Below are 12623 nucleotides of genomic sequence, written 5' to 3' on the forward strand. Positions count from 1 at the left end.
CCGCGTATATCACCACCCCTGAGCTACCGCTGACCGCCAACGGCAAGCTTGACCGCCGTGCCCTGCCGGGGCCGGACGACAGCGCCTTTGCCCGCAGCGCCTTTGAAGCGCCACAGGGCGAGGTCGAGCAGGCGCTGGCCGCTATCTGGCAGGAGCTGCTGGCGGTGGATCGCGTCAGCCGCTTTGACAACTTCTTCGCCCTCGGCGGCCATTCCCTGCTGGCGGTACGCCTGATGGAGCGGCTGCGCCGCCAGCAGCTGCCCGCCAGCGTGCAGGCGGTATTTGCCACCCGCACCCTCGCCGAGCTGGCCGCCACCCTCGGTCAGCAGCAGGAGGTCAGCGTGCCGCCGCTGCTGCTGACGCAAGACTGCCGTCAGGTCACCCCGGATATGCTGCCACTGATCTCCCTCAGCCAGACGGATATTGACAGCCTCACCGGACGTCTGCCCGGCGGCGTGGCCGCCATCCAGGACATCTACGGCCTTTCGCCGCTGCAGGAAGGGATCCTGTTCCATCATCTGATGAGCGACAAAGGCGACCCTTACCTGCTGATCGCCCAGCTGCGCTTTGACGACCGCGCCGCCCTGCTGCGCTATGCGGCGGCCCTTGACCAGGTGGTGGCGCGCCACGACGTGCTGCGCACCGCCTTTGTCTGGGAAGGCCTGAGCGAACCGGCCCAGGTGGTGCTGCGCGAAGTGGAGTCGGTACTGACCGAAGTGGAGCTGGACGACAGCACCCCGGCGCTGGATCAGCTGCTGGCACGCTTCCATCCGCGTCACTATCGTCTGGATCTCGGCCAGGCCCCGCTGCTGCGCCTGATCGCCGCGCGCGACGGTGACGGCCGCTGGTACGCCGTGCAGCTGTGGCATCACCTGATCGGCGACCATACCGCGCTGGCGATCCAGCAGGAAGAGATCGCCGCGATCTGCGAGGGACGCGGTAACAGCCTGACGCCGTCAGCCCCCTACCGCAATCTGGTGGCCCACGCCCGTCTTGGCGTCAGCCAACAGGCGCAGGAGGACTTTTTCAGTGCGATGCTCGGCGACATTGACACGCCCACGCTGCCCTTCGGGCTGGGCGACGTGCATGCCGACGGTCAGGGCGTACGTGAAGCGCACCTCGCGCTGCCGGATACCCTGAGCCGTGGCCTGCGCCAGCAGGCGCGCCAGCTTGGCGTCAGCCTGGCCAGCCTGTGCCACCTCGCCTGGGGTCAGGTGCTGGCGCACGCCAGCGGCAATAGCCAGGTGGTGTTCGGCACCGTGCTGCTCGGTCGCCTGCAGGCAGGGCCGGAAGCGGACCGCATCCTCGGTCTGGTGATTAATACCCTGCCGCTACGGCTGGATATTGACCAGCGCGCCACGCGTGAAGCGGTACAGGAGACGCACGCCGCCCTGAGCCGCCTGCTGGGCCATGAACATGCTTCACTGACGCTGGCGCAGCGCTGTAGCGTATTTGCCACCCGCACCCTCGCCGAGCTGGCCGCCACCCTCGGTCAGCAGCAGGAGGTCAGCGTGCCGCCGCTGCTGCTGACGCAAGACTGCCGTCAGGTCACCCCGGAGATGCTGCCGCTGATCTCCCTCAGCCAGACGGATATTGACAGCCTCACCGGACGTCTGCCCGGCGGCGTAGCCGCCATCCAGGATATCTACGGCCTGTCGCCATTACAGGAAGGTATTCTGTTCCACCATCTGCTGGCGACGGGTGGCGATCCTTACCTGCTGCTGGTTCAACTGAGCTTTGACAGCCATGCTGCCCTGCTGCGCTATGCGGCGGCGCTTGACCGGGTGGTGGCGCGCCACGACGTGCTGCGTACCGCTTTTGTCTGGGAAGGCCTGAGCGAGCCGGCCCAGGTGGTGCTGCGCGAGGTAGACTCGGTGCTGACCGAAGTGGAGCTGGACGACAGCACCCCGGCGCTGGCGCAGCTGCTGTCGCGCTACGATTTGGCGCATTTCCGTCTGGATCTCAGTCAGCCTCCGCTGGTGCGCCTGATCGCCGCACGCGGGGATGACGGACGCTGGTATGCTCTGCAAATGTGGCACCACCTGATCGGCGATCACTCCACGCTGGCCATTCAGCAGCAGGAGATCGCGGCAATCTATGCCGGACAGGGTGACAGTCTGCCGCCGCCAACCCCTTACCGCAATCTGATTGCCCAGGCGCGGCTGGGGGTCAGCCAGCAGGATCATGAACAGTTCTTCCGCAAAATGCTGGGCGACATCGATACGCCAACGCTGCCGTTTGGCTTAACCGGGAAGCACAGCGATGCTTGCCAGGTAACAGAAGCGCACCAGCGTCTGCCGGTTGAGCTTAATCAGCGCTTACGCGATTTGGCACGCAAACTGGGCGTCAGCCTGGCCAGCCTGTGCCACCTTGCCTGGGGCCAGCTGCTGGCGCACACCAGCGGCAATAGCCAGGTGGTGTTCGGCACCGTGCTGCTCGGTCGCCTGCAGGGTGGTCGTGACGCGGAAAGCACCATGGGGCTGTTTATCAACACGTTGCCGCTACGACTGGATATCGACCAGCGCGGCGTGCGCCAGGCGGTAGAGGAAACCCATCGCGCGCTAAGCGAACTGCTAATGCACGAACATGCCTCGCTGGCGCTGGCGCAGCGCTGTAGCGGCATCGCCGCACCGGCTCCGCTGTTCAGCGCCCTGCTGAACTACCGTCACAGCGATGGGCGCAACGTGCAGCAGACGCCGGAGGGCATGCAGATCCTTGATGCCGAAGAGCGCACTAACTATCCGTTTGTGTTATCCGTAGAAGATTTCGGCGATGCGCTGGGACTTACCGCGCAGACCACGGCGATGGCAACGCCGGAACAGGTCTGCGGCTGGATGAGCCAGGCGCTGACCTCTATTGCGGATGCGCTGGAAACCGCCCCGGATAGGGTAGTGAGATCGCTGAATATCCTGACAGCGGCTGAGCGGCATTTTCTGCTGGACGAGCTGAACCAGACCACGGTGACATGGCCGACCTGCCAGCCGGTACAGGTGCTGTTTGAGCAACAGGCGGCGCAACACCCCGACGTGCTGGCGCTGACCTTTGAGGAGCAAACCCTCAGTTATGGCGAGCTTAACAGCCGGGCAAACCAGCTGGCGCATGCGTTGCTGGCCAAAGGCGTCGGGCCGGATGGCCTGGTGGCTATCTGCGCCGCACGCAGCCCGCAGCTGATGGTTGCGCTGCTGGCGGTGCTGAAAACCGGTGCCGCTTATGTGCCGCTCGATCCTGACTATCCGGAACAGCGCCTGCACTATATCTTGCAGGATGCTGCCGCGCCGCTGCTGCTGGCAGATGCGGCCGGACGCACGGCGCTGGGTGAACATCAGGTTGATACCATTGCGCTCGATATCCCGTTAGAGGGGGAGTGGCCGCTCAGCAATCCTCAGCACATTGTGGATGAAGACTCGTTGGACGATCTGGCGTATGTGATCTATACCTCTGGCTCTACCGGCAACCCTAAAGGAGCCGGTAACAGCCACCGCAGCCTGATCAACCGGTTGCTGTGGGCAGCGGATGAGTATGGCCTAGACGCCAGCGACAGGGTTCTGCAAAAAACGCCTTTCGGCTTTGACGTTTCAGTTTGGGAGCTTTTCCTGCCGCTGATCGTCGGTGCTTCGCTGGTCATTGCCAGGCCCGGCGGTCACAAAGATCCCGCCTATCTGGTAGAACTGATCGAGCAGCAGCGGGTGACAACAGCCCACTTTGTGCCTTCAATGCTGGCGCTGTTCTTACATCACCCGGTCGGGCGCTGCGATGACAGCCTACGCCGCCTGGTCTTCAGTGGGGAGGCGCTGCCCGCCGAACTGCTGGAGGAGGTGCTGTGCGCATTGCCAACGGTAACCTGTTTCAACCACTATGGCCCAACCGAAGCCGCTATTGATGTCACCTCCTGGCGCTGTCACACGTTACGGCAGCAGCAGCCGGTACCCATTGGCCGCCCGATTGCCAACAGCCGCATCTACCTGCTGAACGACGAACGGCAGCCGGTGCCTTTCGGAGCCAGCGGCGAGCTGTATATTGCCGGCACGCCGGTTGCACGCGGTTACCACCATCGTGCTGAGCTGACGGCGGAACGCTTCCTGGCCGATCCGTTCTGCAATCAGAGCGGTGGGCGGATGTATCGTACCGGCGACCTGGCACGCTACCAGCCCGATGGCAGTCTTATCTATCTCGGCCGCAACGATGATCAGGTGAAAATTCGCGGACTGCGTATTGAACCCGGGGAGATTGCGGCGGCGATTCAGGCGCATCCTGAGGTGGATGCAGCGGCGGTTATCGTCGATTATCGCCGTGGGGAGCCGCAGCTGGTGGCCTATGTGGTGTTACGTCCACACAGCCAGCTGAACGCTGCCGATCTGCGTCAAACCCTGAATGACAGCCTGCCGGATTATATGGTGCCTGCCGCCTGGGTGATGCTGGAAAGCCTGCCGCTCTCCCCTAACGGCAAGCTGGCGCGCAACCGGCTGCCGCTGCCGGATGAACACGCCTTTATTCGGGCAGAAAATGCCGCTCCCGTTACGCCAGCCGAAACTATCGTGGCCAGTATCTGGGCCGAGCTGCTTGATGTTGAACAGCCGGGACGCTTCGATAATTTCTTCGACCTCGGCGGGCACTCACTGCTGGCAGTGCGCGTTGTCGAACGCCTGCGCCCGTATGGCAGTATCGGCGTAGATATTCTGTTCGCTAAACCGCTGCTGTGGGAATTTGCCGCAGCGGTGGCCGCGCACGATGAAAGCGTGCAGACACGCGCGGTCGCCGTGCGCGGCGAAGGAAAAGAGCAGCCTGTTTTCTTCATGCCTACCGGGCTTGGCGATTACACCTACGCTTTCCGACTGGCGCGTGAAATCAGCACTGACTGCCCGATCTATGCCCTGCCCTGGCCTGAACACGCATCGGCCCGGCCGAAAACACTGTGTGCGCTGGCAAAGCACATGGTGGAAATGGTGCAGGAAGTTCAGCCGAAAGGGCCTTATACGCTGTTCGGCTACTCTTCCGGCGGACTGCTGGCCCATGAAATCGGCGTGCAGCTGCAGGAGGCCGGAGAGAAGGTGGCGTTACTTGGCCTGATCGATACCCTCGCCGGATCTGCGCCCGCGCCTGCTTTTAACCCGTGGCTGGTGAATATGTTCCTGTTTAATGCACCTGTGCTGGCGCAACAGTGGGATAGTTCGCTGATCGAAGAGCTGATGCAGTTGGACAGGAATACTATTTATCAAAAACTTAAGGAGTCAAACATGCCGGAAACTGAGCAGCTGTTTGCCGTATCACCTGAACGCTGGCAGCAGAGCTATCATTATCAACAGCTGTGCAGCGGCGCGTCGCAGCGCCCGGTGCTGCCGCGTGTTCATCTGATTGCGGCGGAGGAAACCTTGCCGGTGCCGGATGTCGATCCGCTGATGCTCGCCGATGCCGCCAGATTTAACCGTTTTGTCGCGCATACGGCCAGCCTGGAGGATCTGGGCTGGAGCGCGCTGTACAATGATGGTCAACTTAGTGTTGAGAGGGTAAATGGCGATCATGCCAGTATGATGAGCGATAAGGAAAACCGCCGTCTGCTGGCGCAGCGCATCAGTCAGGTTCTGAAGTCACGTCACTAACCTGCTGCGCACAAACGCCGTATCATACGGCGTTTGTGCCATCGGCAGCTCGTCACCTGTGCTTCGCCATGCCCCGTCTTGACGGTGGACTTTCTTCTCAGGCTGGTAAGCACGTCCGGCACACAACAAAAAAGCCGTCCCGAAGGACGGCTATAAACTTTGCCGTTTTACCGGCTCAATTAAAGGAACCCGTTGATCTGTTCCAGCACCGCCAGAACTAAGCTAAGTATCGCTATTGCCAGCTCTGACATAGCCCGCCCCACCATCTTTGTGGCGTGTAGGTGATTGAGCAGCCCCCTTACCGCTAATCTGCCCATCCGGTTATACCGTTCACTTCGCTAAAGAAGAATCTCATCATGCTGTACGTTAGCCGCACGCGAAACAGCTGGCTGACAGAGCGAAAAACCCGCCGGCGAGCGGGTTTTTTCGTTTTTTGGCATTTAGGCACACTTAAGATGTTAAGGGTAATTCAGTTTGCGTTTAGCCCGCTAACCCACTGCTGCCAGCGCAGCGCACGCAGCTTATCCAGCATAATTAACCCCTGCTGTGCCTCGCGCCGCCGGGCCTCTGACAGCGCTTTGCGCCCGGCCAGAGCGAAACGGCTGCACAGCTCGGCCACAGACAGTCCTTCCAGCAGTGCGGCATGCAGCAGAGGCAGTTCGCTGCCCCATAAAGTCACCAGCCGCCCCAATGCCCCGAAGCTGGCCTCAAACGGCCGCTGCGCCCAGGCAAATCCTGCCAGCTCCTGCCAGTCATCTTCCGTCATCTGACCATCGCGCTGCGTGAGCAACGGCAAATCGTCCTGATCCAGTAACTGGCGCAGCCAGTAGCCATCACGCGCCAGCCGCCTTGTCGCTCGCTCCGTCAGCTGCTGCCCGGCCGCTGACAGAGGATAGATTGCCATTGCCGTATAGCAGCCGCTGCTGGCTTCGCGCTGGCTGCCAAAACGCACCAGCTGAAAACCACAGCGCTGCCAAAACCGCCACAGTCGGGGCGTAAAACCAAAGCTAACCGAAAGAAAATCCAGCCCGTGCGCTGCCTGACAGCTGCGGGAGATCAGCTGCTGCCCAACACCACGCCCGCGTAGCGAGGGTGCCAACGCGATGCGGCTGATACGCCGCGAACGTAGTTGCGGAGCTTCAGCAAAACCCGCATGCGCCGCCAGCGACTGCGCCACCAGATTACCTCGCGGGCGGCGGTATCCTGCCCAGACGGCGGCGGAGAGTTCGGCTGACAGTCCGCCCTCATCCACCAGCCACAGCGCACCCTGAATGTTATCCCCTTGCCACGCCGCGCTGAAATGCATACCCGGGGCATCCATCATCCGGCGCAGATCGAGGGGAGAGGTGCGGTAGTGGGCGCTGGTTAACAGTTGGTAGATAGCGGCCATACTGCCAGGCCGTCGCGCCCAATCACTTTGCTCTAACGACTGAATGACCACCGCATCTGACCGGGAGACAGAGACCGCATCCTCAAACAGCAGCGCCTGGCTGATAAACTGTTCCAGCGGATCTTCCGCCGCATAGCGCAAAGGTAAATCCAGCTGATAGCCTGTCACGTCTGGCAGAGTGGCGCAAAACTTCAGCAAGAAGCCGCGCCCGGTGCCTTCATAGCCCTGTACCGTCGTGGTCAGTAGCACATAAGGGAACAAGGCGACCAGCTGCTGTAACAGTGGAGCGGGGATGGCTGCTGCCTCGTCAATCAGCAACCAGTCAACGCCCGCCTGGTGCTGGTGTGCTTCAGCCAGCAGGCGATCGGGAGCGATAAAGCGGAAATGCTCTCTGGCATAGTGAGCCAACACGTCCGTTGATACTTTCGCCGGAGCCGTCACGAGGCTGCGCCCCGGCCAGCGCGCGGCCAGCATCCCCGCCAACGCCGATTTGCCACGGCCGCGAGCGGCGGTCACCACATAGATGCCCGGCTTAGCGCCCAGAAGCGCCGTCAGTACCTGCTGCTGCCGATCGCTGTTATCGCCCTGCCTGGTTGGCGGGTCGCTCAAATCGGTCACGGCGCATCGATGGTGCTGACGCCACAGCACGACACGCTTATCGGCCAGCAGCTGCTGCTGGAAACGGTGAATAAAAAAAGGAGTGGGAATGGGGCTGTCGCGTTCGCTCCAGCGTAGTGAATCCGTATCAGGCTGAAGCGGCCACTGTTGCCATTCGGGAACCAGCATCACCAGCCAGCTTCCGGCGCGCAGCGTCCCTGCCAGCGCTGCCAGCGCTTCGGCATGAAAACCGTGGCGGGCATCAAACAGCGCGTGTTTAAACTCGCGGCCAAGCAGCGTACGAACCGCCTGCGGCGCACAGTGCTGCGCGCTGAACGGCCGTTCGCCCACCGTCAACCAGTCGCCGGGGATCTGTGCCATACAGGCTGCAACCTGCTGTTCACACCAGAGAGCATCGCCACTGACAACCAACAGGCGACGCCAGCCCTGTCTTTCGATTTGGGCTGTCGCCTTTAATAAATCACCCACCTGCGGTTAATCGGCAAACGTATTACATTGAGCCGGATTACCGCCGTCAAAACCTTTTTTGAACCAGCTTAGGCGCTGCTGCGAGGTTCCGTGAGTAAAGCTGTCCGGCACCACGCGCCCCTGACTGCGCTGCTGTAGGCGGTCATCACCAATCGCCTGAGCCGCATTAAGCGCCGATTCAAGGTCGCCGGTTTCCAGTACCTTCTCCTGCTGCATATAGTAGCCCCAAACGCCAGCAAAGCAGTCCGCCTGAAGTTCCATTTTCACCGACAGCTGGTTCACCTGGGTCTGATTTGCCCCCTGCTGCATCTGACGGACTTTCTGGTCGATCCCCAGCAGGTGCTGCACATGGTGGCCAACCTCATGGGCGATGACGTAACCCTGAGCGAATTCCCCCCCCGCGCCGAGCTGGCTTTTCATTTGATCATAAAATGAAAGATCGATATAAACCTTGCTGTCGCCAGGGCAGTAGAATGGCCCCATTGCCGACTGACCGCTGCCGCATGCGGTTGATGTCTGATTGCGGTACATCACCAGCGTCGGTGCCTGCCAGGTTTTGCCCATTTTCTGGAACAGCTGCTGCCAGGTATCTTCGGTCATGGCAAAAATAGTGCGGGTAAACTGCGCGGCTTCATCATCTTTTGGAGAAGACTGCTGCTGGGTGGTCGGTGAAACGGAGGAGCTGCCACCGCTCAATAACGGACTGAGATCGTAGCCATAGTAACCGGCCACTATCACCACAATCAGCAGGGCGATGCCGCCTTTCCCACGGGGAATGCGCATTCGCCCGCTGCCAACGGAGCCTGACTGATCACGGCGATCTTCCACATTGTCGCTTTCGCGACGTCCTTGCCAACGCATAACTGTCCCCTTGAGATAAATTTTTATTTTATGGCTGTGTCGATTTTAGTCGCAGAAGGCGGGGAAAACCAGAAAACGCTAAAAAGCGCGCTATATGATGCAAAAGGCCAGGTTTCCCTGGCCTCGGCACTGCGCGAAAAATAAGGGGGATCAGTCCAGCTTAACGCCCAGACGATTTGCCACTTCTTCGTAGGCTTCGATCAGGCCACCCAGACTTTGACGGTAACGGTCTTTGTCCATCTTATTCAGGGTCTCTTTGTCCCACAGGCGTGCGCCATCCGGTGAGAACTCATCGCCCAACACCACTTCGCCCTTAAACAGACCGAACTCCAGCTTGAAGTCCACCAGAATCAGGCCCGCATCGGCAAACAGCTTGCTGAGTACTTCGTTCGCCTGGTATGTCAGTTCGCGCATACGCGCCAGATGCGGTTTACTTACCCAGCCAAACGTCTCGCAATAGGATTCGTTCACCATCGGATCGTGTTTAGCATCATCTTTAAGGAACAGATCAAACAGTGGGGGAGTAAGGATCATGCCCTCTTCCACGCCCAGACGCTTCACCAGAGATCCCGCAGCGCGATTACGCATCACGCACTCCACCGGCACCATCTCCAGGTTTTTCACCAATGCTTCGTTGTCAGAGAGCAGGGCCTCCATCTGTGTTGGGATCCCGGCTTCCTGAAGTTTGGTCATAATGAAATGATTGAACTTATTGTTAATCATGCCCTTACGATCGAACTGTTCGATGCGCTCGCCGTCCAGCGCTGACGTATCGTTACGGAATTCGAGTACCAACAGATCCGGGTTTTCGGTGCTGTAGACGGTTTTCGCTTTGCCGCGATACAACTCAGCTTTCTTTTGCATCTTGTTAACTCCACTCCAACAATAATGAACTGTACCCGGCATCAATCTGGCCGTAGGTAGATAACTATCGGGTTGGTAAAGCCAACCCGTTAAAAAATTGACTGACGGAATTATAGGTTCCGTTGATGAAAAATCGAAGCAATCGTTTACGTCACGCCAAATTAAAAAGGCCGGAAGTTTTCCGGCCTTAAAGCTTACTTGCTGAATGCGGCCTGGAACACCGCTACCAGCGCATCATTCTGCGACTGGGTTAACGGATGGCCTTTAGGATCGAGGAACTGTAGGCTGCTACGGTTGCCCAGGTCACCGACCTGAAGTTTGTAATCACCATTTTTCAGTTGCGGATCTTTGGCACCCAGCTCATCGAAGGTGCTGCTGTCCGGTGCACTGTATGTCACGTTCAGACTACCTTGCGAACGGTTGTCATCTTTGACCTTCATACCAATGTGTTTCAGCGTGGCCGGCAGGCGCTGCCAGACCACGTTGAACGGCGCACGCAGGATCAGATCAGGCAGGCCAGTATCATCGGCACCGCTCTGCACATCGATTTGTGTTGGGCTGCGGCTGGCTACGGTATCTTCACGACGGGTTTCAATTTTATCCAGACCTGCGCTGATTTCGTTCAACATCTGCGCGGTGTAACGCTGGATCTGCACCGGCGAGTTAACCACTTTATCCTGCTGTTGCAGTTCAAGCAGCTTCACCATCAGCGCCTGCTGCCCGCCCTGCTGTTGAACGCTCAGCTGGTAACGGCCACGATACTGATTGTCTTCATCGGCACGGTTCCACTGAACCCAATCGGTGGTCAGAGTTTGACGCGCGTCCTGACGGTCGGCAATGGGGAACTTCGCTGCCTGCACGACATCAACCACCTGTGTCCAGATGGCACCGCTGCGGCTGTCAATCAGCAGAATGCCCGTGTTACCGGCAAACTGGCTGCGAGTACCGTTCATCAGCGCCAAAGTCTGTGCCGGTGGACGGATATCAAGCTGCTTACCCACCGGCCCTTTTTCATTGACGGACGGGACATCAAAGTCGCCATTTTGTATTGGCAGGATCATACCCGCAGGCGCGTGCAAATCGCTAAGATTGGCCGCCTGCAGATAGGATTCATCACCGCTCACCTGGCGCTTGTAACGCTGGTCACTGGAACAAGCTGCAAGCAGCATCACTAGCGACAGTCCGACCACTTTCGCAACTGCGGACTTTTGTACTGAGTAAACCATCAATTCTCCCTAAATTTAAAGCAGGGCTGCATCTTTGAGCGCCTGCTCAACAACCGAACAACCGGCATCGGTCAGCGGCGTCATGGGTAAACGCAGCGTATCGGTCGCTATTAATCCTAATCGTTTCGCGGCCCATTTCACCGGGATAGGATTGGGTTCCACAAACAGTTTCTGATGCAAATGCATCAGGCGCTGGTTCAGGAGGCGTGCTTGCGCAAAGTTTCCCTGCTGTGCCAGAGCACAGAGTTCAACCATTTCGCGTGCAGCGATGTTCGCCGTCACGGAGATGACGCCCTGCCCGCCCAACTGCATGAAGTCCAGTGAGGAAGCATCATCGCCACTTACCAACACAAAGTCATCATTTACCAGCTGTTGGATCTGACTTACCCGCGATAAGTTCCCGGTGGCCTCTTTGATCCCGATAATATTTTTAATTTTGGCCAGCCGACCGACGGTTTCCGGCAATAAATCGACGCCGGTACGCGAGGGAACGTTATACAACATTTGCGGCAGGTCAGTACTTTCCGCAATGGTTTTGAAGTGCTGATACAATCCTTCCTGCGTCGGACGGTTGTAATAGGGAGTTACGGTGAGACAACCAACAACGCCAGAGTTTTCAAAACGTTTGGTCAAACAGACGCCTTCAGCGGTAGCATTCGCACCGGTGCCGGCAATAACCGGAATACGCCCATCGGCCAGTTCCAGCGTTAACAAAACCACTTCACCATGTTCATCATGACTCAGGGTGGCTGACTCGCCGGTCGTTCCAACAGAAACAATTGCCGAAGTTCCGCTGGCAACATGATAATCGATCAGTTTTTTCAGGCTCGCGCGGCAGACATTTCCTTTGTCATCCATCGGTGTAACGAGTGCAACAATACTTCCCGTGAACATTAGTCATCCCCTCGACAAACAAGTTCTTCATGGTACGTTTGACCGCGTAATAAAAGCAAGTGCGCAGGTCGACCTATGTGCTTGTCAGCAGTTTTTTTTATGTTTACCTTACGGTTATTAGCATTTAGACAGGAAACGTGATTTTGCCGCAGCCATCGCAACACCATCTGGTTATCACCGCACTTGGCGTTGACCGCACCGGAATAGTCAATACCATTACTCGCCATGTCAGCAGCTGCGGATGCAATATCGAGGATAGCCGTCTTGCTATTCTCGGCGAAGAGTTTAGCTTTATCATGCTGCTGTCCGGTAGCTGGCACGCGATAACGTTGATTGAGTCCACGCTACCGCTGAAAGGGGCCGAGCTGGAGCTTCTGATCGTGATGAAACGCACCAATGCCAGCCTGCGTCCACCGATGCCAGCCACGGTCTGGGTGCAAGTTGAAGTCACCGACTCGCCGCATATCATTGAGCGCTTTACCGATCTCTTCGATACGCATCAGATGAATATTGCGGAGCTGGTCTCACGCACGCAGCCAGCGCAAGAAAACCAGCCCCCGCAACTCTACATTCAAATAACGGCACACAGTCCGGCCAGCCAGGATGCCTCTTTTATTGAACAAGCATTCCATCAGCTATGTACAGAGTTACACGCTCAAGGCACTATTAAAGCCGTTTCCCACCACGAAGTGTAAGGTGCGAAAT

Annotated in this window: 8 protein-coding genes; 2 read left to right on the forward strand and 6 right to left on the reverse strand. The window is 58.6% G+C overall.

Annotated features, from left to right (window positions below; translation table 11 throughout):
• Positions 1-5597: non-ribosomal peptide synthetase (locus EPIR_RS12370; RefSeq protein WP_157037530.1), on the forward strand; the 5597-nt coding region annotated here is incomplete at its 5' end.
• Between the two features lie 179 nt (positions 5598-5776).
• On the opposite strand, the gene EPIR_RS18920 is transcribed toward EPIR_RS12370, so the two are convergent.
• The 6 genes from EPIR_RS18920 to dapA form a co-directional block, all read right to left on the reverse strand.
• Positions 5777-5914 (reverse strand): hypothetical protein, encoded by a 138-nt coding sequence (locus tag EPIR_RS18920; protein ID WP_167337189.1) that lies wholly within the window; start codon positions 5912-5914, stop codon positions 5777-5779.
• Positions 5915-6066: 152 nt separating this feature from the next.
• A complete protein-coding gene (locus EPIR_RS12375; protein ID WP_023655759.1) occupies positions 6067-8073 on the reverse strand; it encodes a tRNA(Met) cytidine acetyltransferase TmcA in 2007 nt (668 codons plus the stop codon).
• Positions 8074-8079: 6 nt separating this feature from the next.
• Positions 8080-8934: a KPN_02809 family neutral zinc metallopeptidase gene (gene ypfJ / locus EPIR_RS12380; protein WP_023655760.1), complete on the reverse strand. Its 855-nt coding sequence runs from the start codon at positions 8932-8934 to the stop codon at positions 8080-8082.
• 150 nt (positions 8935-9084) lie between these two features.
• Positions 9085-9798, reverse strand: a complete 714-nt coding sequence (gene purC / locus EPIR_RS12385) for a phosphoribosylaminoimidazolesuccinocarboxamide synthase (RefSeq protein ID WP_023655762.1) — start codon at positions 9796-9798, stop codon at positions 9085-9087.
• Positions 9799-9992: 194 nt separating this feature from the next.
• Positions 9993-11024, reverse strand: a complete 1032-nt coding sequence (gene bamC / locus EPIR_RS12390) for an outer membrane protein assembly factor BamC (RefSeq protein WP_023655763.1) — start codon at positions 11022-11024, stop codon at positions 9993-9995.
• 15 nt (positions 11025-11039) lie between these two features.
• Positions 11040-11918 (reverse strand): 4-hydroxy-tetrahydrodipicolinate synthase, encoded by an 879-nt coding sequence (dapA, locus tag EPIR_RS12395; protein ID WP_023655764.1) that lies wholly within the window; start codon positions 11916-11918, stop codon positions 11040-11042.
• Positions 11919-12061: 143 nt separating this feature from the next.
• Between dapA and EPIR_RS12400 the strand changes: the two genes are divergently transcribed.
• Entirely contained in the window at positions 12062-12613 is a 552-nt protein-coding gene (locus EPIR_RS12400; protein WP_023655765.1) for a glycine cleavage system transcriptional repressor, read from the forward strand.
• Positions 12614-12623: the final 10 nt, after the last annotated feature.

This window comes from Erwinia piriflorinigrans CFBP 5888, from assembly GCF_001050515.1.
In the GTDB taxonomy this organism is placed as follows: Bacteria; Pseudomonadota; Gammaproteobacteria; order Enterobacterales; family Enterobacteriaceae; genus Erwinia; species Erwinia piriflorinigrans.